The 22,483-nt window shown below is 33.3% G+C and carries 14 protein-coding genes; 1 reads left to right on the top strand and 13 read right to left on the bottom strand.

The genetic code is table 11. The annotated features are described in order from the left end of the window. Nucleotides 1-102 precede the first annotated feature (102 nt). The 11 genes from VB776_RS23170 to VB776_RS23120 all read right to left on the bottom strand — a co-directional run bounded on the left by VB776_RS23170 (nt 103) and on the right by VB776_RS23120 (nt 16,445). Nucleotides 103-1,875 (bottom strand): AMP-dependent synthetase/ligase, encoded by a 1,773-nt coding sequence (locus tag VB776_RS23170; RefSeq protein ID WP_323699247.1) that lies wholly within the window; start codon nt 1,873-1,875, stop codon nt 103-105. 195 nt (nt 1,876-2,070) lie between these two features. Continuing rightward, nucleotides 2,071-3,144: a hypothetical protein gene (locus VB776_RS23165; protein WP_323699246.1), complete on the bottom strand. Its 1,074-nt coding sequence runs from the start codon at nt 3,142-3,144 to the stop codon at nt 2,071-2,073. A 196-nt stretch (nt 3,145-3,340) separates the two neighbouring features. Continuing rightward, nucleotides 3,341-5,173, bottom strand: coding sequence for a tetratricopeptide repeat protein (locus tag VB776_RS23160; RefSeq protein WP_323699245.1), 1,833 nt, complete (start codon nt 5,171-5,173; stop codon nt 3,341-3,343). A gap of 437 nt (nt 5,174-5,610) precedes the next feature. After that, nucleotides 5,611-7,245 (bottom strand): Ig-like domain-containing domain, encoded by a 1,635-nt coding sequence (locus VB776_RS23155; RefSeq protein ID WP_323699244.1) that lies wholly within the window; start codon nt 7,243-7,245, stop codon nt 5,611-5,613. A 181-nt stretch (nt 7,246-7,426) separates the two neighbouring features. After that, a complete protein-coding gene (locus VB776_RS23150; protein WP_323699243.1) occupies nt 7,427-8,311 on the bottom strand; it encodes a class I SAM-dependent methyltransferase in 885 nt (294 codons plus the stop codon). Between the two features lie 98 nt (nt 8,312-8,409). Then, entirely contained in the window at nt 8,410-10,272 is a 1,863-nt protein-coding gene (gene mnmG, locus VB776_RS23145) for a tRNA uridine-5-carboxymethylaminomethyl(34) synthesis enzyme MnmG (protein WP_323699242.1), read from the bottom strand. Between the two features lie 489 nt (nt 10,273-10,761). Then, nucleotides 10,762-11,178: an rRNA maturation RNase YbeY gene (ybeY, locus tag VB776_RS23140; RefSeq protein WP_323699241.1), complete on the bottom strand. Its 417-nt coding sequence runs from the start codon at nt 11,176-11,178 to the stop codon at nt 10,762-10,764. Between the two features lie 167 nt (nt 11,179-11,345). After that, entirely contained in the window at nt 11,346-14,696 is a 3,351-nt protein-coding gene (locus VB776_RS23135) for a DUF4175 family protein (protein ID WP_323699240.1), read from the bottom strand. A 165-nt stretch (nt 14,697-14,861) separates the two neighbouring features. Then, a complete protein-coding gene (locus tag VB776_RS23130) occupies nt 14,862-15,626 on the bottom strand; it encodes an exodeoxyribonuclease III (RefSeq protein ID WP_323699239.1) in 765 nt (254 codons plus the stop codon). Further along, on the bottom strand, nt 15,623-15,970 hold the full coding sequence (locus tag VB776_RS23125; RefSeq protein WP_184136290.1) for a hypothetical protein: 348 nt from the start codon (nt 15,968-15,970) through the stop codon (nt 15,623-15,625). Before VB776_RS23125 ends, VB776_RS23130 begins: the two co-directional genes overlap by 4 nt. Before the next feature lie 130 nt (nt 15,971-16,100). Further along, entirely contained in the window at nt 16,101-16,445 is a 345-nt protein-coding gene (locus VB776_RS23120; RefSeq protein ID WP_323699238.1) for a carboxymuconolactone decarboxylase family protein, read from the bottom strand. 88 nt (nt 16,446-16,533) lie between these two features. Here VB776_RS23120 and VB776_RS23115 point away from each other — a divergent pair, with 88 nt between their 5' ends. Further along, nucleotides 16,534-17,211, top strand: a complete 678-nt coding sequence (locus VB776_RS23115; RefSeq protein WP_323699237.1) for a ComF family protein — start codon at nt 16,534-16,536, stop codon at nt 17,209-17,211. A 49-nt stretch (nt 17,212-17,260) separates the two neighbouring features. Here VB776_RS23115 and gldJ read toward each other — a convergent pair whose 3' ends face one another. Further along, the gene (gene gldJ / locus VB776_RS23110) at nt 17,261-18,466 is read right to left on the bottom strand and encodes a gliding motility lipoprotein GldJ (protein WP_323699236.1); all 1,206 of its coding nucleotides are present in this window, start codon (nt 18,464-18,466) and stop codon (nt 17,261-17,263) included. Between the two features lie 228 nt (nt 18,467-18,694). Further along, the gene (gene mfd / locus VB776_RS23105) at nt 18,695-22,054 is read right to left on the bottom strand and encodes a transcription-repair coupling factor (RefSeq protein ID WP_323699235.1); all 3,360 of its coding nucleotides are present in this window, start codon (nt 22,052-22,054) and stop codon (nt 18,695-18,697) included. Between the last annotated feature and the right edge of the window lie 429 nt (nt 22,055-22,483).

Here is a 22,483-nt window from a genome sequence, read left to right as displayed (position 1 = left end):
AGTTTCCTGTAAATAAAAATGCCATTCGCATTTAAGTCGAATGGCATTTTTATGATACGAAATACGGATAACTATTAACAGTTTTCAGATAACAGCCTGAGGTTAATTATACATTCCCTCTATCAAATCCTTATAATTATTGTGAATGATTTTTCTTTTTAATTTCAATGTAGGTGTTAATTCACCCGATTCAATTGAGAATAATTTTGGCAATAATTCTACCTTTTTTACTTGTTCGTATTGAGCAATGTTCTTCATCAAATCTTTCACTACTTCATCCAATTTCTCTTTCACTTTTGGATTTTTAATAATCTGTTCTGGATTGGTATATGAAATTTCATTTCTAGAACACCATTCTTTCAAAGCATTAAACTCTGGAACGACTAAAGCAGAAGGAAATTTTTGTCCCTCTCCTACTACAATCGCTTGTTCAATCAAAACGGCTTCTTTTAATTTATTTTCGATTACTTGTGGTGCAACATATTTTCCACCAGAAGTTTTGAAAATTTCTTTCTTTCGGTCTGTAATTTTTAGATAACGACCCTCAAAAAATTCACCAATATCACCCGTATGAAACCAACCATCTACATCAATGGCTTCGGCAGTAGCATCTGGTCTTTTATAATAACCTTTCATAACCGATGGACCTTTTACACAAATTTCACCATCCTCAGCAATTTTTACTTGTAGGTTTGGTAAAACTGTTCCCACACAACCCACTCTAAAATCAGATAAAATACTAGAAGAAACAACTGGTGAAGTTTCAGTAAGTCCATAACCTTCGGCAATTGGAATCTCAGCTGCCCAAAATACTCTTGACAAACGGGCTTGCAAAGCGGCAGAACCCGAAGCGATGATTTTGATATTTCCGCCTAAAGCTTCTTTCCATTTACTGAAAATCAATTTACGAGCGATTTTTAATTGAGTATCATAAAACCAACCCATGTCTTTCATCGGGTCATATTTCAAACCTAAGTTTAATGCCCAGAAAAAAAGCTGTTTTTTTACTCCTGAAAGTTCATAGCCCTTTGCTACAATTTTATCATAAACTTTCTCTAACAATCGAGGAACGGTAGCAAATACTTGAGGTTTGATGTCCTTTAAATTATCTGCAATGGTATCCATACTTTCAGCATAATATACCGAAACACCATAATACATATACACATAAACATCGGTACGTTCGTAGATATGGCAAAGCGGAAGAAAACTCAAAGCTTTATCATCAGAACATAATTCCAAATGCTTTCCAATCACTAAACCATCAATATTAGAAATGATGTTATCGTGCGTAAGCATTACTCCTTTGGGTTTTCCAGTTGTGCCAGAAGTATAAATCAAGGTCAATAAATCATCTGGATGTACAGCAGCCTTATAAGTTTCAATTTGGGAGAAGTCTTCATTTTTAGATAAATCTAATAATTCAGTCCAATGTTTGGCTTCTTTTGTTTTATCAAAAGTAAAAATTCCTTCTATGCCAGTTAATACACTGGTAGCTTCCAATACTTTTGCCAATAAAGCTTTATCAGAAACAAAAACCAGTTTTACTTCGGCATCCGTGAAAATATAACGGTAATCTTCAATCGTAATGGTTGGGTACATCGGCACTAAAACAGCTCCCAATTGCTGAACACCCAATTCGATAAAATTCCATTCTGGTCTGTTATTAGAAATCAAAGCAATCTTATCATCCTTTTTAACACCCAATTTTATTAACCCAATACTTACTTTATTGACGATTTCAATTACTTCTGTAGCACTGTATTTTTTCCATTCGCCTTTTACTTTACTAGCGAAAGTATCTTCTTTATTAACAGCTAAAACACAATTGGGCAGTAAATCAAATACTCTGGTAATGTTCGGATTGCTCTTCATGACTATCTTCGTTTAATCAATACATCTTCAATATAAAATACAATTTAAACCCTATATTTTACAATTGGATTTAAGCAAAGATAACAAGATTAACTAAATCAAAATAGTATGCACGCATAATATTTTTACTATTTTTTATGCTTTTTATCATAATTTCAAAAAAAATATTACCTATATACTAATTCTGCTATTTGTTTACTCATTTATAATCTGAATGATTTCTTTTCTACCATCAGAGAAAAAGTAAGTTAATTCTACATTGCTTTCGTCATTATTAATCAAGATATAGTAACCTTCTTCGGTTGTGCTGTCATTGAAGAATTTACCTTCAAATCTTTCTCCATGTTGAAAATAGTAAATTCCACTTCCTTCTCTTTTTCCAGCTTTGTATTCGCCTTCAAACATTTTTGTACCATCGGGATAATACTGAATTCCATAACCATCTCTTTTCCCATTTTTCCACATACCTTGATAACTTCCTTGTGTTTTATGCACAAAAAGTCCTTCTCCATCTTTACAATCTCCAGAAATACATCCTGTCTTTTTCAAAGAAGATTCGATTGGTGAAATTGGTTTACTTTCAATTAATGAAATACTTTTATAGTGTTCTTCAGTATCTGATTGAACTTTAGGTTGGTTATTTTTAGGTTCTCTTGATACTTCTATTTGTCTTTCGGTATCAGCTTCTTCCCAACCTTTTTTGATGGCTAATAATCTTTGAGATTTTGGAGGATGTGTTGAAGTAACGTTTTCTTCCTGAAAATAAATAATAGCTTGTTGGGCTTGTGCTAAAGTAGCACCCATTTGATGTAACCAAAAACCAGAAAAGTAATCAGCTTCTAATTCTTTTTCGGGTCGGCTACCTTCTTTATCAATCGTATGAAAATTGGCGTGGTGTCCGATTTCATGTGCCAAAATAGAAATTGCCGCCCAGTCAGTTTGGGCTGTGCGTTCTACTCTGTTTAAAAAGTCTCGGTCATAAATGATATAAGGCTGTCCGTCGATAATTGTGGCAAAACAATTATCTGTATTGGAACATTGCATTACTTTAAACTTACTATGAAACTGTCCCATCTTTTTGGCAAATTTTCCGATTACTTGCGCAGCGTGACTTTCAGAAGCGTAGCCTAACGTTTGTGGACAAATGTCTTGAGATATTATTTGTTTTCCAAAATAATTACAGGCAAAAACAATTTGCTTTTGCTGAGCAGAAAGCTCATAAGTATAAAAAAGAGAAACAATAATGAATAGAGAGAAGAGCTTTTTCATGGTTATTTTACTTGATAGTGAATAAATCAGAGGATAGAAAGCAAAATAAAACCAGTCCATTTCAAAAATGGGCTTTACAAATTTTATTTAAAGCAATCAAGTAAAGTTAAATCATGTATTAGGATTTAGTGGTTATCCACAAAAAAAGCCTGTAAGTGGATAAGCTTACAGGCCTGATAATAATACGTTTAGGCTATTAATTTATTGTATCACCTCTTAGATTTCTAAATCTTTTTCTAGCTTCCGCACTATAAATACTTCCAGGATACTTTATCAACAATTCTTGATACAATTTCATGGCTTTCGTCGATTGATTCAAAACTTCTTGATAGGTTTTGGCTAAAAGATAAAGTGCATCATCGCCTTTAATATCATGTGGAAAATTCTGGATGACAAATTCTAAATCTTTTACTCCTTTTTCCACATCGCCTTGTTTCAAGTAAATATTTGCTCTAAGGAAAATCAAATCATCCATGATAGGATTTCCACGATACACTTTTTCCATTTCTACCAATTTAGCAATCGCTTCATCGTTTCTGTGTTGAAAAAGTAAAAGCTCAACAGCGGAGTAATCTTTCAAAGCAGCTTCTGTACTATCAAAACCTGTATTTTCTTGAATCAATAAACTCAGCTCCATGGCATCATTTGCAATTTCACGAGTAGTGGCTTGTTTTAAAATATCCAGTACTTCTTTCGATAATTCAAAATCTCCTCTGAAATAAGCCAGTTTTGCATTTCGCAATTTTGCTTCGTAACCCATCGGACTATCTTTTTCTGATTTCTCTACTTGTGAATAAAGTAAGGTCGCTTCCCAAGGTTCAGATTTCAGCAAGAAAATATCTCCTAAATCCAATTTACATTTATCCACAAAGATTTGATCATTGTTGGCAAGTTTGATGGCTTTTTCTAAAACAGCAATCGCAGTATCTTTTTCATTCAAGTAAAAAGCATACAAAAGTCCTTTACTTCTCAATGCTTCTAAAGTTCTTTGGTTCGTTCCAAGGTCTTCCAGCATTTTGGTATATTCAGCGATGAGTAAACGAATGTCTGATTGATTGATTGGATACGTAGTTTTGATTACTTCTTCTTTGGCATTAATCAACATTCTTCTCCACAATGGATAATTCTGATGTCTTGGATATTCTTTAATTAAGTATTCAAAGATTTTACCAGAGTTAACAAAATCTTTATTTTGATGTGCCATAAAACCCAATTCTGTAACCTGAGCTCCTTCTTTTCTATAGCGTTTATCCAATGCTCTTGCCTGAACAAAAGCTTTATAAAAGTCTTTTTTCTGAACCAAATGCCAGATTAAAATATCAGTGTAATAAGAAGTCTGTGGATACTTCTGAACTTTTGCATAGAGTATTTTCTCTAATTCTTCTATTTCTTTGTCTTCCTTCAACTCATCCTGAAGGATTGACTGCACCATTTCTTGATTTTCAGTCGCTAAACCAAACTTCAAGTACTCTTCTATCATTTCAGGCACTTTGCCTTGCATACGAAACAAATTGGCTAACTGTACAGCGTATTTATCTTCCGACTTTCCAAAAACCCTAGATACCTCAATTGTTTGTATAGCTAGTTCGGTTTGTTGTTGTTGAACAAAGTAATTTACCAAATCAATCATTTCATCGTCGTTGGCTTTTACTTTATCAATCGCTAAATCATAATTCTTTTTGGCTTCTTCTTTTTTTTCAGTTGCTTGATAAAGTCTTCCTAAATCAACTAAATATTTAGCTTGATTGCCTTCTGTATTTTTGATTTGTCTTTTTACAAACTTTTCAGCCTCGTCCCAATTTTTCAACTTAATCAAAGTTTCCAAATATGGTTTATAAATATCTTTTGCGGTTTCTTTGTTCTTCGCCAATTTTTGAAAAAGGGTTCTTGCTTTTTCATACTCTCCAGCTTTTAAGTATTCAACGCCCAACTGAGCATCCTGACTTAAAACTTCAAAAGAACACATCAAGACAAAACATAAGTAAAATGCCTTCCAAAAAGTTTTCAACAACATCTTATATTTAATCATAATAATTTTTATTTAATTTTTTAAAAAAAGAAAACTATTACTTCTATTATACTGTGGATATGTGGAAGAGTATTGTGAAACATTATTTTCACGTTCAATTGTTAATATCAGTTTTATTATCAACATTTTACAAATACTTATCAACATATAACTATTTGATTTACAGTATAAATAATTTTAATTAACATTTATGTGTATAACTTTAATCATTTTCTCAACATTGTCAACATTCAAAATTTTTGTGGTTAACATGTCTTAAAAATAGGGATTAAATCGATAGTTTTCCACTTTTCAAAAAGCCCAATTTTACTTTCCACAATGAGGCTATTTCTTTCCACAAAAATGAATGGTGAAAAACACCTAGTTTTCCACTTTTTTGAACGACTATTTGCCCTGTTTTGGTACTTATCCACAGAAGGTTGACCAGTTTTCTGATTTTAGTCAATTGTGAAATCATTTCCAGAAAGAACGAAGTTTTGTTTCAGCTTTATTTTGTTTGGATTGTAGATAATTTTTTCTGGAAGCGTGTTGGTCTGAATGTCGCCTTCATCCCAACGAGCATTTTGATTTTCATCTACAATTAATCGTAGATAGTAAATACCCGCTTTTAGAAAGGCAAATTCGTATTTCAAAAGGTTGTCCACTTTTTGGATTACTTCATTTTTATCGTTCATCAATTCGATAAAGAAATGTTTCTTGTTCGGATTTTTTACTTCACCTTCAATGATGCCATAATTTTCAGGATCACGAATTGGATGATTGGCTTCGTACTTTGAAGTCGTATCATTTTCAAGTGAAATAAAAGCTTCTTTTTGGAATCTTACTCTTACAAATTCCTTTGGCTTTTTATCATTTTTCTGAATGATAAGTTTCGTTTTATCTTGATTCCATTTAATATCTTTTTCAGTAATCGGTACTCTAATCAAAGTATCATTCATGATTTCAATTTTATTCAAATCATAATGAATGACAGATTTTGTAAAATTGATAGTGTAGCCAACTTCTTTCAAATCGATGTCTTCATTATTACTTGGACTAATTTTAATACTGAATTCCTCTTTTACACTTTCATCCTTTTTACCTTTTACTCTGAATTTGATTTTTTGTTCGTGTGTAAATACTCTGTCGAGAGAATCAATTACAGAAATTTTCACTTTTACAGTATCAGTAGAATTGTTGATAGTATTATAAATTCTAAGATTTTTTGCATCAATTTGTTGATAAGCGAGTGTATCTTTTCTGCCCAAAAAATCAATTTTGGCATTTTTTATTCCTCGATTGTATTCTATATAATAATAGCCAGAAGTATTTCTTGTTTTAAATACTTTGTTTGGAGTTTTATCCATTTTCGCCATATTGATTTCTAGGTTTGATAAATTGGTTTTTAAATCAATTGTATCTTTTACAAAACCTATTAATTCTTTAGCTTCTTCATATAAAAGATTACTGTTTGCATCAGAAATTGCGAAAACTCTGTACTTACCAGCTGCCACATTTTCAATTTTGAAAATTCCAGAACTATCAGTTTTCGTGAAATAATAAGGTTTTACTTTTTTTGGATTTAAAGTATCGGTGTAATTATATAAACCCACATTGATATCTAAAACTGGTTTATTAATTAGAGGGTTAAAAACTTTTCCACTTACACTTAAAGAATCGATGATATTACCAGTGCTGAAAACTAATCTGATATTTTTAGCGACATTTCTTTCAGTAATATCTTTAATTGAATTTCTAAAATTTAAACTATAAGTAGTATTTGGTTTAAAAGGTTTATCAAAAGTTAAACGCACACCTTTGGATAATGCTTTGCTTTCGTAAGTACCTTCAATATTGGGTGTGATTAATAATTGCTGTTGAATATTATCGATACTCACATACTCGTTGAATTCAATTTGTACTAATCTTCCTGAAAAATTAATAGCTTGATTATTCGGAAATGTTTTTACGATGACTGGTGCAAGAGTATCTTTTTTTCCGCCAGTAGGTGCTACGATTTGGGCACAACTAAACAGCATTTCAATGAGTATAAAACTTAAAAAACTTATCAAGACTAAATTCTTCACTTTCATGTTAATATGTTGAAAACTTTGTGGATAAAATTGATGCTAATGTTTGAATAACTAAAATAAGGACTTACTTATCCCAAAATTGCTTAAAAAAATTGGTTTATCGAAATGTTGACCATTTTGCAAAAAGAAACCCTCAGCGTTTGATAAACTCTGAGGGTTGTGGAAAAGTGTGCGAATAATGTTAATTCTTCTTAAATATGTAAATTAAGCTAGAATAATTCTGTTGATTATTTTCAGCTTTAAGATTTGACTTCAAACCATCCACAAAAGCTTTTAGATAATTGATTTTTCCAGTTTGATATTTAGTACTCAACATCGAAACATAGAATGAATCGAATTTCATAGGAAGAGTTTTTTCTAAACGGAAGTTATGTTGTTCAAAAAGTTGCTTTATTGTCTTTTGTGAGAAATGATATAAATGTCTTGGCACATCATAGGCTGCCCATTTATTGCCATAAATAGCCGCATCTTCAGATTCATGATTAGGCACAGCAATAATCAGCGAACCATCATTTGAAAGTCTTTCATAAAGCCAATCAATCGTTTCATTTAATTGATGAACATGTTCTAATACATGCCAAAGCGAAATGATGTCAAATTGCTCATTTTGGAAAGAACTAATCACATCATTTTTGATAGTTGATTGATTAATTTGTTCTGCAATTGCCCTAGCGTCGTCGTCTGGTTCAATGCCAAATACTTTCCAACCATCCTCTTTGCAGACATTCAAGAACATTCCTGTTCCACAACCAACATCCAATAATTTACCTTTTGAAGGGAATAAATTATTAACTAATTCTAATTTACCTTTTAGCGTATATTTTCGTACAGAATGATAAATTTTTGCAATTAATCCTTTAGAAGTATTAGTATGTGAAATGTAAGATTCAGCCTTGTAATATGCTCCTATTTTATCTATTGTAGGTCGAGGATTGGTGAATTTAAAGCCACATGAATTACAATTGACAATATCGAATGTTTCTTGGCTTACGGTATAATCTTGGACATTAAGAAAAGTACTAAATGAATTCTGTTGACAGATTGGGCAAGTGCTAATTTTTTCCATGGTTGTTAATTTTCACAAAGATATAAAAAAGACTTGTAAGCCTTTGGTTTGGAATTACCATTACTTACAAGTCTTTTTGATTGACTATTATCCAGATTCTATCTGTCCATATAAAGCATTAATACAGAAACATCAGAAGGAGAAACGCCACTGATTCTCGAAGCTTGACCAATAGTGGCTGGTCTTATCCTTGATAGTTTTTGACGACCTTCATTTGAAATAGCTTTAAGATTTGCATAGTCGAAATTCACAGGAATCTTCAAGTTTTCAAATTTCAATAGTTTATTAACCATTACTTGCTCCTTTTCAATGTAGCTTTCATATTTTACATTGATTTCAGCTTGTTCCAGAATTTCATCCGAATAGTTTGAAAGATATGCTTCTACTTCAGGCGTTAAGGTTTTCAATTTGACCATATCAATATCTGGTCTTTTCAATAAATTGATAACTAAAGTACCTTCTCTTAAAGCAGATGTTCCAATCGCTTCTAATTTAGCATTTACTTCCTCAGGTTTAATTTTCAAAGATTTCAAGCCAGCAATCAACTCAACAGTTTTAGTTTTCTTGTTATTCACATTATTCAATCTTTCTTCCGAAGCCAAACCAATAGAATGTCCTCTTTCGGTTAAACGAATATCTGCATTGTCTTGTCTTAAAAGCGTTCTGTACTCCGCTCTTGACGTAAACATTCTATAAGGTTCTTCTGTACCTTTATTGATTAAATCATCGATTAAAACACCAATATATGCCTCAGAACGAGATAATGTAAAGTCTGGTAAATCCTGCGCTCTTTGGTGAGCATTAATGCCAGCCATTAAACCTTGGCAAGCGGCTTCTTCATAACCAGTAGTTCCATTAATCTGACCTGCAAAGAATAAATTCTGAATCAGTTTAGTTTCTAAAGTCTGTTTTAATTGTGTAGGCGGGAAGAAATCGTACTCAATGGCATAACCAGGACGGAACATTCTTACGTTTTCAAAACCTGGAATCTTTTTCAAAGCTGCATATTGTACATCTTCGGGCAAAGAAGTAGAAAATCCATTTACATAAACTTCTACTGTATTCCATCCTTCTGGTTCTACAAAGATTTGGTGACGGTCTTTATCTGCAAAACGATTGATTTTATCTTCAACCGATGGACAGTATCTTGGCCCTAATCCTTTGATTCTACCCGCAAACATTGGAGATTTTTCAAATCCTGTTTTTAAAACATCGTGTACTTCATGGTTTGTATAAGTAATCCAACAGCTTCTTTGTTCTGTTAATGAAGGTGTATCTAAATAAGAAAACTTACTCGGATTTTCATCTCCTTTTTGTTCTTCCATTTTAGAGTAATCTAAGCTTCTTCCATCAACTCTTGGCGGAGTTCCCGTTTTCATTCTGCCAGCTTCAAAACCTAATTGTACTAATTGTTCTGTAATTCCAGTGGCTTTTCCTTCTGCTGTTCTACCACCACCAAAGTTTTTCTCACCAATATGAATTAAACCATTTAAGAAAGTGCCGTTCGTTAAAACAACCGACTTTGCTTTGAATTCAATTCCCAATTGTGTTTTAACACCTACTACTTTATTATCTTCAACAAGTAAGCCTGAAACCATTTCTTGCCAAAAATCCACATTTAAGTTTCTTTCCAAAGCTAATCGCCATTCTTCAGCAAAACGCATTCTATCAGATTGACATCTTGGCGACCACATTGCAGGACCTTTTGAACGATTTAACATTCTAAATTGAATCATGGTTTTATCAGAAATAATTCCTGACATACCGCCCAAAGCATCTACTTCACGCACAATTTGTCCCTTAGCAACGCCACCCATCGCTGGATTGCAAGACATTTGTGCGATAGTATTCATATTCATCGTAATGAGTAATACTTTTGAACCCATCGTTGCTGCAGCGTGAGCGGCTTCACATCCTGCATGACCAGCTCCTACTACGATAACATCATATTCTTTGTACATATTTTTAATTGGTAATTAAATCTTGTTCTCGGTTGTTTTTATATTCTTGTTTGTTTTTCTCTTTAGAATATGCTTTTGATACTTTTAAGGGTAATTAGATTTATGCTCTAAAGACAATAATCTTATAAATATTTTACTAAGTAAATTTTATGTTTCACACTTATCTCTAAAAGTATTTAATGTTATTGTTTAGCATCAAAAGTGTTAGTTATTGATTCTATTTTATCTGATATTCTCAATAATTTAATTTTAATGCTCAATTTATAGGTGTGATTTTTTGACAACTAATATCTTTAAAGATGGATATTAAGTCATCAAGTATTACTTGAGCTTAGTATGTTTTTAGCTATTAAGTGTTGCTTTAGGTGTTGAAATGATTATTTAAAATTAGATGCTCACTTTCTGAATCACTTTATAAGGACACTTCAAAAATCATATTTTTAATAAGTGTTCCACGTGGAGTGTTTGATAAAAATAACAAGGTATTAATTATTGAAAAATAGAAATGTATTTGCTTTCAAGTTCTCTCATCTGAGCTTCATCTTCATCTGAATGGTCATCATAACCGCAAAGATGTAACAAGCCATGAACTAAAACACGCTTAAATTCATCAAGGAACTCGGTTTTTAATTCTTGAGAGTTATCTTTTACTCTTTCAATACTTACAAAAATATCACCTTCAATATCTTCTTCTTCCTCTGAATTGTCGAAAGTGATGATGTCAGTATAAGTGTCGTGGTCTAGGTATTCAAGATTGATTTTATGAAGGTACTCGTCAGAACAAAATATATAGTTGAGGTTCCTCATCTTAAATCCCTCTGATTCAGCTACTTTTTTAAGCCAAGCTTTTAACTGGTTCTTCTGACCAAATTTGAAATCAATATCTTCGTTGAAAAAAACAATCATTGTGTAATAACATTGTTAAGTTTGAAATAATTCGTTTACAAAGATACAATATAAAATTCAGCTTGTGAATATCAGCTACTTAGACTAGAATATAGAAATACATTCAAATCAAACTTCACTACCAATAAAAATAAAACGGACTCAGATTTAAACCTGAGTCCGTTTTATTAATTGATTTGTTTGAAGTAACTATCCACTTGACGTTTGTAATATTGATTCAAGTTAGGAGGAACAGTCCGAAGTAATTCTGTTTGCTTTTGTTTGTCTTTCACATACTGCTGAAATTGTGGTGGAACCTTCCTTGCTAAATCTTGTCGAGCAGATTCAGCTTTGCGTTTTTGCTCTTCTTCCTGTTCTTGCATCGCTTTTTCAGATTCTAGCAAACGAGTCAATAATTCTTGCTGACGCTTCATCAAATTTGGGTTAAGCCTTTTATTAACTAAATCAGTTTCGCTTTCTTCCATTTTCTTCATCAGTTCCTTTACTTCGTTTCCTAAACTTTTTCCTTTGTCAGTTCCTTTATTATTATCCAAAAACTCTTGAAGCATTTTTCTAATTTGGGCTTGTTCTCTTGCCATCTTTGCCAATTGCTCAGAAATACCACCTTGACCTTTCGCTCCTTTTTGCATAGTCTGTTGCATTTGCTGGTTCAAATCTTTTTGACTTTCGCTGATACTTTTTCCTTTTCCTTTGCTCTTCGTTTTTCCCTTTCCAGAACTTTGCATCATCATTTGTTGATTTTGCTGCATCTGCTTTAACACATCCGAAAGTAACAATGCCAAATTATTCATTGAAGTCATCGCAAATTGTTGCTTTGAAGTGGTCATCGGTAATTTTCGTTCTTTAATCAATTTTGTGGCTTCACCCATAAAACCTTTCATATTACTCATTTCACGAGTTACGAAACTTTCAATTTGTAAAACTCTTTTTGATAAAGCATATAAACTATCTTCAATCACTTTCGCATCATCTTGAATTTTTATTTGCTCTTGCGAAAGTTTTATAAAGCGTGGGTCTGATGGATTAATGCCACGAAAATCTTTCATTAACTTTTCTTGGTTCAGCGAAATCTTCACAAGGTTTTCAAGAATGTCACGAAGGTCGTCCATGTTCTCTTCGTTCTGTTTCATTTCTTGTTCTTGTTTTTCTTTCGCTAATTGTTGAGCCAAATTCTTCATTTGCTTTGCCGCCTGCTTTTGTTTTTGCGAAGCACCTTTATTATCGCCCTTTTCAGATTTCTCTTCGGCTTCTTTCTGATCTTGCGAAATATCTTCTTGCTGTTCTTTTCCCATATCCATCTGTTCAGCATTTTTCATTTCTTGATTAATCTTTTCAGCTTCCTTTAAATCTTTCTTTACTTCTTCAAAAGCCTTGCTCAATTTTTCTTGCTCTTTTTTATTAGCATCAGCTTCTTTTTGTTTCTCAGTATCACTTTTATTGGCTTTATCTAAATCTTCATTTTTCTGAGCAAGTTTTTCTTGTTTATCGGCTTGGTCTTCCAAATCTTTGATACTCTTATCCAACTTTTGTTCTAATTGTAATTTTTTGAAAAGCTCCTGCATACGCTCCAATTCTTTTTCCATGTTACGCTCTTTGTTTTTGAGCTTATCCATTTGTTCAAGCATTTTATTATCGTCAGGATTTTGTTCAAGCATTTTTTTCAATTCTTCATATAATTTCTGAGTTTCAGGATCCATCAAATCATTCATCATTTTTTGGAGAGCTTCCATTTTTTGTTGATTTTCTGGTTTCTGCTCGTTGAATCTTTGTTGCTTGTCGTTCAAATCTTTATTGGCATCTTGTAGATTTTTGATTTCATTCATCAATTCTGCTTTCTTTTTGATGAGTTCTTCAGCCAATTTCTTGTCTTGATAATCGAGTTCCTTTTTGTTTTTCAAGCGATTTTCTAAAGCAGCAATTTCCTTACGAAGTTTTTGAGCTTTCTCGAAAGTCTTTTCTAACTGAGCTTGTGTTTTATCAACAGAATTTTCAATTTCATTATCAATCGCTTGTTTGTCTGGAATGGCATAATTCATAATTTGTGAACGAGTAGATTTTGCACCATTTACTCCATCATTATCCCAAACTTGAACAAAATATTCAATTCTATCAGAAGGATTGAGTTTTAAGCTATCCAAATTCCATTGCTTATAAAAGCTTTGAATCGTTTGATTTCCTTGAATTGGTAAGCCAAAACTCGCATAATTTTGCTGATTGTTTTGTCCGTTTCTAAGTACTTTATAAAAAACAGCAAGGCGACTAATACCATAATCGTCAGCGATATTTCCGCCCAAAACCATAAAATTATAAAGCGTTGAATCTTTGTATTGCTCTAAACTTAATTGCGGATATTTATCAGGAATAACGTTTAAATAAAAACTGATTCCGTCAGAATTTGAAGCATATTTATTTTTTAGAAATACTTTATAAGTACCAGAAGCTTTTACTTTTTTAGTGAAATCGAAGCCACCGCCCAACAATTTTTTATCAGCACGATAAGTATTTTTATCACCTTCAAAAACCATTGTGATAGAATCTGTATTACTTACGTTAAAATCCCATTCAATTGAAGTACCTTCTGGAACGGTTAAATTGCCAACATTCTTTAAAGATTCATCAGGTTTATTGAGATAAGAAGGATAATTTACATTGACATCAAAAAAAGCTAAACTCGGTTTGTTGACCAATTCTACTTCATATTGACCAGATTTAAAGCCAGCAGCTTCAAACTGGAAATCAAAGCCATTTTGAACTTTAGAGAAAGTATAAGTATAATGACGTTTGTCATTCGTTTCCATTTTTAGCTTTCTGTCATTATAAATTACATAAACAGCATCGGGAATGGTATTGCCTTGAAGACTTAGATTAAGCGTAAAATCTTCGTTTTTAAAAGCCTGTAAACTTTTGTTTTCTAGTAAGAAATTGAAAGGAGCTTCTTCTTGATATTCATTTTTAAAATTGACAATTCGTTCTGTACTTTTTGAAAAGAAAGCAGGATAAATCATTAAAATTCCGACAATCAAAATCGCTGGAAAAATGGCGAACTTTAAGTATTTGCGATTATCATTTATCTTAATAGCATCAGCAAATTTCACAATTCCCAATTGCTGAGATTTCTGTTTGATAGAAGCAATCAGTAATTCATTTTGCTCTTTGTCAATATTTCTAGTCAATTGAAGTGTATTGATAAGCTTATCGCTCACTTCAGGAAAGTACTTTCCGATTTGTTCAGCAGCTAATTCGTTTGATAAAGGCTTTTGTTTTCCATAGAGAAAAATCAGCGGTTTTATCACCCAAAGTATCGTTGAAATGATAAATGCCAATAGGAAAGAAAAGAACAAAATGGTGCGAAAAGTAGTACCAAAATGACCAAAATACTCAAGGACATTAAAAACCAAAAAAGCGGACAAGATAACTGCCGCTGAGAAAATACTGCCTTTGATGAGTCGATTGAGATAATACTTTCGTTTGTATTCTTCAATCCGCATAAGTAATGTTGCGATGGGTGAAGTAGTCATATTGTTAAGGTTTATTCCCGAAGATATTCAAGTATTGTTGAAACAAATTATTAACGAAAAAGAAGCTTGTAAATGTAGAATTTTGAAAGATATATTGAAAAGATATATTAAAAAAGCGAATCATAAATCTTTCAAATTCAAAAATTTATGATTCGCCCATTATTCTTACACAGCAATTTCAAGTAAAACTGGGCAATGATCTGAGTGTTTAGCTTCTGGTAAAATAGCAGAACGAACAAGTCTATCAGTCATTCTTTCTGTAGCACAATGATAATCAATACGCCAGCCTAAGTTTTTGCCCCTTGCCCCTGCTCTATAACTCCACCAAGTATATTGATGTGGCTCAGTATTAAAATGCCTGAAAGTATCTACAAAACCACTCGCAAGAAACTTCGTTACCCACTCTCTTTCTTCAGGTAAAAAACCAGAACTATTGGCATTCGATTTTGGATTATGAATATCAATTGGTTGGTGACAAATATTATAATCTCCAGAAATAATCAAATTTGGAATCGACTTTTTTAGTTCATCTGAATAGCCATAAAAATAATCTAACCATTGCATTTTAAAACCTTGTCGTTCGTCACCACTTGAACCAGAAGGCATATAAACAGACATCAAAGAGAATGTATCAAAGTCTGTACGAAGTACTCTTCCCTCACGGTCGTATTCCGGTAATCCACAGCCGAAATCAATGTTGTTTGGTTTTACTTTCGTGAGAATGGCAACACCACTATAGCCTTTTTTTTCAGCAGGATACCAAAAAATATGATAACCTAAATCTTCAAAAATTGCTTTCTCAATTTGATGTTCTTCGGCTTTTACTTCTTGCAGACAAATCATGTCAGGATTGCTCGCCTTGAGCCAATCAATAAAACCTTTGTTGATGGCAGCACGAATGCCATTTACGTTATAAGTGATGATTTTCATACAAATACTTCCCTTTCAAAATATTCTATAACTTGAGCTTTCAATAATTTTTCTTGTTCAATTACATTCACGAAAGGCAAAGGTTGAATCAATTTCCAATGTGGCCAACCATCTTGATCTGTACCTTCCAATTCATAAATACCGCTATAGCTAAGTACTTTACAAATGGCAATGTGCATTAAATCCTGCTTTTGTTCTTTGGTAAAAAACTGATGTCCTTTTCCTAATTCTTGAACGCCAATTAAGAAAAGTACTGCATTCAAATCAGCAGGTTTTTTCCCAAGAACTTGTTCTAATTTATCTAATAAAATATCCCATTGCTGGGCGAGATTCTCTATTTCCATATTTTTTAATTAGCTGTAAGCTTACAGCTATGAGTAATGAGTGTTTTTGAAAATTTAGATGTTGACCAAAAATGTATTTTTTTGTTGCTTCAATAGGTCGGGGATTTATCCCCGACCTATTGAAGCAACACTACTCAGCACTTTGAAGTTCTTCCCAATATTCAACAGCTCTACGCAAATGCGGAATAACAATTGTTCCGCCAATTAAAGTAGCTACAGAAAAAATCTCTTGCATTTCGGCATCGGTCACTCCTAATTCAAAACATTTTCCGAGGTGATATTTGATACAATCGTCACAACGCAAAACCATTGAACAAGACAAACCCATCATTTCTTTTGTCTTTTCAGACAAAGCTCCTTCGGCATAGGTATTGGTATCGAGATTGAAAATTCTTTTAATTACTTTATTATCAGAAGACAAAATTTTATCGTTCATTTTGCTTCTATACTCATTAAATTCTGCGACTAAACTCATGATTATTGTTTGATTGATGTTAAATTGTATGCAAAATACAAAGAAAAAATTGTAATCAGTTTCTAACCTTAACAACATTCCAGAAATCATGTTCAGCTCATTTATCGACCTCATTTTTCCAAGAATCTGTTCGGCTTGTTTAGAGCCACTTCAACGCAATGAAGAACTAATTTGTACGCATTGCAGATTCGATTTACCCAAAACGAATCTGCATCTTGAAACCGAAAATTCTTTAGCCTATAAATTTTTTGGAGAAGTACATTTAAAACATGCTTTGAGCTATTTGAAGTTTGTAAAAGGTGGAAAAGTACAGCGACTCATGCACGAATTAAAATACAAAGGCAATCAAGATGTTGGTGAAATGCTTGGGCGTTGGTACGGTGCAGAATTGAGAGAAAGTGGTTTTTCAGATGCTTTTGATTTGATTATTCCTGTGCCACTTCATCAAAAAAGGTTAACAGTAAGAGGTTACAATCAATCAGATTGCTTTGCAAAAGGTTTATCTGAAAGTCTGAATATTGAGTGGCGAAATGATATTTTAATCAGAGAAATCGAAACAAGTTCACAGGTCAACAAATCAAGATTGGAGCGTTACCAAAATATGGACAAGGTTTTCATTGTGAAGAATCCAGAACTTTTAAGAAATAAGAAAATTGTAGTTGTTGATGATACACTAACGACAGGTGCAACACTAGAATCCTGCGTTTTAAGCTTGCAAGCATTTGAGATAAAAGATATTTCCATACTTACTCTAGCCATGGCATAAAAAAAGGCGACAGAATCAAATTCTGCCGCCTTTATAATGGGTAACGATGTTATTTATTCGCTCCTGCTCTAATCATTGCACATCTAAAACCGATGGTTGAAGTAGCAGAATCTTGATCCATGTATCTACGTGTTCCTGGTGCTAACCAATAAGCTACATCCGCCCATGAACCACCTTTGTAAACTCTTGATTTGTTATCTACTAAAGAGTTATTATTTTTTCTATCGTAGTTTTTAGCGTTATCTAAATAATCATTTCTACGGATAGGGTTCAAATCATTGAAATCTTCATAAGATAAAGGACGATATAAGTCATAAACCCATTCATTTACGTTTCCAGCCATTTGGTACAAACCAAAATCATTTGGTGGATAAGTATAAACTTCAGTCGTAATGATTGCACCATCATTTGATTTACCTGCAATACCAGCATAGTCACCACGTCCACGTTTGAAATTGGCTAACATTGAGCCTTTTTTCTTGCCTTGCGAAGCACGCATATTTGGACCATCCCAAGGATAAATTCTTTGATTAGTTTGATTTTCATCTTCATACTGAGTACCAATCATTGCTTTTGCTGCGTATTCCCATTCTGCTTCAGTTGGAAGACGATAAGCAGGTAATACTTTTCCAGATTCAATCGCTAAACGTTGACCAGCAGAATAAACTGGTGCTGTTCTACTTTCAGCTCCTTTTTTACCTTTTTTCTTTTTCTTCTGGCTTTTCATAGCGATGTCGTTGTTAACGGCAGCGGTTCTCCAAGTACAGTAATCAGAAGCTTGTACCCAAGAAACACCCACAACTGGATACATTCTAAAGCCAGGATAACGTAAATATTGTTCTACATAAGAATCGTTAAAAGCTAATTCATCTTTCCAAACTAAAGTATCAGGTAAAGCGGATTCATAGAATTCTTGTGAAGAATCTTTCATCACAGAATTCAAATATTCCAAATAATGAACGTTTCCAATTTCAGTTTCATCCATATAAAATGATTGCACAGAAACGGTTCTTTCTAAGTTATCTCTAGAATTGACAACGTCTTCTTCCAAAGCTCCCATCGTAAAACGTCCGCCTTCTACAAAAACTAAGTTTGGACCTGTAGGTTGACCTTTGAAGGATTTATCAATCTGAAAACCTCCTTTTTTATTATAAGCAATACCAGTAGCAGTACTTGTTTTGCCTATTTTTACACTTGTTGACTTTTTCGGTTTACAAGAACTTACTATCGCAAGACCTGCTAAAAGAATAGTCATTGATTTGAGAGACAACTTCATCTGTTAATTAATTTGATTGTCGTGAATAAGAATAATTTTAAAATCTTGTTTTTTCCTTTATTAGGAAGAATGCAATTTACAGAAAAGACTACAAATTTATGCTAAAGAGTGTAAATTCTACAGGGTTTCTGATAGAAGATTCTTAATCTTCATCATTATCAATGGAATATTACGAATAAATAAGTAAAAATCTGAACTGTGGAAGCTTTATAATTTTGTTATTTCTTTCAAAATCCACTTCAATTCTTCAATAGAAGTAATTTTATCAAAGTACAACATCAATTTTCCTTTTACTTCTTTCAACGAACATTTTCGTGAATTTTGTTTTACATACTCAATAACCTTGCCGAAAACTGCTGATTTATAATACTTTTCATTCTCAGAGGGAACGAAGAAACACTTTAGATTATTATTTTTCAGTAATATTTTTTCCATTCCTAACGATTCTGCAATCCAGCGAACCCGCACAATTTCAATCATATCAGACATTTCTGGTGGAATCGGTCCGAATCTGTCAATAATCATACTCTCGAATTTTACCAATTCTTCTTCCGTTTTCATGTCATCAAGTTGGGTGTAAAGCGAAAGCCTTTCAGAAATACTGCTGATGTATTTTTCTGGAATTAATACTCGTAAATCTGTTTCTATCTGACAATCAATCTTGAGTTTTTCGGCAGTTTCTGCTAAATCTTTTTCAAATAAAGCTCTGAATTCATTTTCTTTCAGTTCTTGAACAGCTTCATCCAAAATCTTGTGATACAATTCATAGCCCAAATCATTTACAAAACCACTTTGCTCTGCACCCAATAAATTTCCTGCTCCACGAATATCCAAATCTCGCATGGCAACTTTAAATCCATCGCCCAAATCAGAGAATTCTTCTAAAGCACTTAGCCTTTTTCGGGCTTCCGAAGTTAATAATGAAAGTGCTGGCGTCAATAAATAACAGAATGCCTTTTTGTTGGAACGTCCCACTCTTCCACGCATTTGATGTAAATCTGATAAGCCAAAATGGTTAGCATGATTAATCAAAATCGTATTGGCATTCGGAATATCCAAACCGGCTTCAATAATATTAGTAGAAACCAGTACATCGTAATGTCCTTCAATGAAATTCATCATGGCTTTTTCCAACTTATCGCCATCCATTTGTCCATGAGCTACGCCCACTTTGGCATCTGGCACCATGCGTAAAATTAGATTGGCGATAGATTCCAACTCTCCTACTCGGTTATGCACAAAGTAAACTTGTCCGCCTCTTTTTAGTTCATAACTTACGGCATCACGAATAAGCGTTTCGCTAAAAATCTGAAGTTCGGTTGTAACTGGCTGACGGTTTGGCGGAGGCGTTGCGATGATAGACAAATCTCTTGCTCCCATCAAAGAAAAATGAAGTGTTCTAGGAATTGGCGTTGCCGTAAGCGTAAGTGCATCAATATTTACACGCATTTCTTTCAAACGGTCTTTTACTTTTACGCCAAATTTTTGTTCTTCATCAATAATCATCAAACCTAAATTCTTGAAAACCACATCTTTGTTTACAATTCTGTGCGTGCCAATCAAAATATCGGTTTCGCCAGAGGCCACTCTTTTGAGTGTTTCTTTGATTTGTTTATCCGATTTAAAACGATTGATATACTCTACTCTACAAGGAAATTTCTCAAGACGGTCACGGAAAGTTCTGAAATGTTGCATTGCCAAAACGGTGGTTGGCACTAAAATCGCCACTTGTTTTGAATCTGCCACGGCTTTAAATGCTGCTCGAATCGCTACTTCGGTTTTACCAAAACCCACATCACCACAAACTAATCTATCCATTGGATGTGGTTTTTCCATATCGGCTTTTACATCGGCTGTGGACTTTGCTTGGTCTGGCGTATCTTCATACAAGAAAGACGATTCCAGTTCAGCTTGCATAAAAGTATCTTTAGAAAAAGCAAAACCCGGTGCCATTCTACGTTTGGCATAGAGTGAAATCAATTCCTTGGCAATGTCTTTTACTTGTTTCTTTACTTTCGATTTTCGGTTTTCCCATTCAGGTGAACCCAATTTAGACATGATTGGAGGTCCGCCTTCTTTACCAGAATACTTCGCAATTTTATGCAATGAATGAATGGAAACCATCAAAACGTCATTGTCTTTATAAATCAAACGAATGGCTTCTTGTTCGGCATCGCCAACCATTACTCTATCCAAACCTGCAAAACGACCAATTCCATAATCAACGTGCGTAACAAAATCGCCAACTTGTAAAGAACGCAGTTCTTTCAAAGTCAAGGCTTTTGATTTGGAGTATTTACTTTTTTCTCTAAAACGATGAAAACGGTCGAAAATCTGATGGTCAGTATAACAAACAATTTTGGCTTGCTGGTCGATAAAACCTTCTCTCAAAGAAATATTCATGGCTTGAAAACGAACATTTCTATCAATTTCATCAAAAATAGTCGCCAAACGTTCAAGCTGTTTGGGCGAATCGGCAGAAATAATATTGGTATAATGAAAACCTTGATTTTCACGAAGATTATCCGCCAATCTTTTAAAATCCTTATTGAAAGTTGGCTGTACTTTTACTTGGTATTGAATCTTTTCATGAGCAGATTTGAAGTAAAATCTTTTGCCAAATTCCACCGTTCCAAATTCCTTAATCAAATTCAGAAAACTCCTGCGAGTTTCAAATAATTGATTGGGTTCAGAAATCACTTTAATGCCGCCACTTTTTGCAATGATTTCTTGGAAATTGGCTTCTACTTTTTCGAACGATTTCTCGATAATTTCCAAAGTCAATTCTACATCTTTGAACCACAAACGAGTATTTTCTGGTAAAAAATTAAAGAAAGGTTCACGAGTTTCTTGAATCAAACGACTTTGAACGTCGGGAATGATATTGATTCTGGAAATAGATTCTACCGAAAGTTGAGATTCTGGGTCGAAAGTTCTGATACTTTCTACTTCGTCACCAAACAAATCTATTCTGTAAGGCAAATCATTGGCATAACTAAACACATCCACAATTCCGCCACGAATTGAATATTGTCCAGCTTCGTAAACAAAATCAGTTTTCTCGAAATCGTAACTTGCCAATACTTCACCCAAAAATGCTGTATCTAACTTTTCAGAGACATTTATTGTAAAAGTATTTTTAGAAAGCGAACGCTTGTTAATTACTTTTTCAGAAAGAGCTTCTGGATATGTAACAATCAAAAAACCTTCTGAACTGTTGTTGAGCTTGTTTAATACTTCAGCTCGCATCAGCACATTGGCATTATCAACTTCTTCATATTGATAAGCTCTTTTGTAAGACATTGGAAAAGAAAGCACCCTCTCCTCGCCTACTAAATTTTGCAAATCGTTGATAAAGTAAGCCGCTTCTTCACGGTCTGAAAGGACAAAAAGGTGCGATTGTTTTTCGTCAAGCAAGTGTAAAGCAGAAGCCACAACGGCATCCAGACTACCAATAAATCCTTTGATTTGGATATGTGGATATTCATTGGGCTTTTTAATTTGTTCGGCAATGGTCTGTACAAAGCCGTCTTCACGATACAGAGTAAGGAAATCTTTTACGAGCATAATCTTATCTTCAATAACAACAATAACCACGAACCGCCCGATTCCTAAAAATCCAAGCAGTTCGTGGCGAAAAATTCGACACAAATTTAACCTTAAAAAGAGGTATTTGGTTTAAATGAAAAAGTATTTTGTACCAAGCAATTTTAAATTTAAAAACCTTGACCAAAAAGATGAGATTTTGAAGTAATTGAAGTGAAAATTGTTAGAGTAAAGAAAATATTTAATATTTTAGGAAATTAGCCTGACTTGAGAAATAATTAAAAATATTCACAAGCTAGTATGGCATGTAATTAAATATATCAACATGAAAAAACTCATAACACAGTTCTGGTGGCACCCTCCCCTTAGTTGTGTAAGTTTTGTTGGGGCTTTGATTTTTTAAAAAATCAAAGCCCCAACAAAAAACTTTAAATAACTTAGCAACAATAA

This window comes from Arcicella gelida (assembly GCF_034931025.1).
GTDB lineage: Bacteria > Bacteroidota > Bacteroidia > Cytophagales > Spirosomataceae > Arcicella > Arcicella gelida.
Note: the sequence above shows the minus strand (reverse complement) of the source record. Positions and strands in the feature narration are given on the sequence as shown.

Bases quoted from the DNA above. Each gene is read 5' to 3' on its own strand.
- VB776_RS23135 (WP_323699240.1), bottom strand. From the start codon at position 14,696: ATGACTACTTCACCCATCGCAACATTACTTATGCGGATTGAAGAATAC.
- mnmG (WP_323699242.1), bottom strand. From the start codon at position 10,272: ATGTACAAAGAATATGATGTTATCGTAGTAGGAGCTGGTCATGCAGGA.
- gldJ (WP_323699236.1), bottom strand. From the start codon at position 18,466: ATGACTATTCTTTTAGCAGGTCTTGCGATAGTAAGTTCTTGTAAACCG.
- VB776_RS23130 (WP_323699239.1), bottom strand. From the start codon at position 15,626: ATGAAAATCATCACTTATAACGTAAATGGCATTCGTGCTGCCATCAAC.
- VB776_RS23155 (WP_323699244.1), bottom strand. From the start codon at position 7,245: ATGAAAGTGAAGAATTTAGTCTTGATAAGTTTTTTAAGTTTTATACTC.
- VB776_RS23125 (WP_184136290.1), bottom strand. From the start codon at position 15,970: ATGGAAATAGAGAATCTCGCCCAGCAATGGGATATTTTATTAGATAAA.
- ybeY (WP_323699241.1), bottom strand. From the start codon at position 11,178: ATGATTGTTTTTTTCAACGAAGATATTGATTTCAAATTTGGTCAGAAG.
- VB776_RS23160 (WP_323699245.1), bottom strand. From the start codon at position 5,173: ATGATTAAATATAAGATGTTGTTGAAAACTTTTTGGAAGGCATTTTAC.
- VB776_RS23115 (WP_323699237.1), top strand. From the start codon at position 16,534: ATGTTCAGCTCATTTATCGACCTCATTTTTCCAAGAATCTGTTCGGCT.
- VB776_RS23150 (WP_323699243.1), bottom strand. From the start codon at position 8,311: ATGGAAAAAATTAGCACTTGCCCAATCTGTCAACAGAATTCATTTAGT.
- mfd (WP_323699235.1), bottom strand. From the start codon at position 22,054: ATGCTCGTAAAAGATTTCCTTACTCTGTATCGTGAAGACGGCTTTGTA.
- VB776_RS23165 (WP_323699246.1), bottom strand. From the start codon at position 3,144: ATGAAAAAGCTCTTCTCTCTATTCATTATTGTTTCTCTTTTTTATACT.
- VB776_RS23120 (WP_323699238.1), bottom strand. From the start codon at position 16,445: ATGAGTTTAGTCGCAGAATTTAATGAGTATAGAAGCAAAATGAACGAT.
- VB776_RS23170 (WP_323699247.1), bottom strand. From the start codon at position 1,875: ATGAAGAGCAATCCGAACATTACCAGAGTATTTGATTTACTGCCCAAT.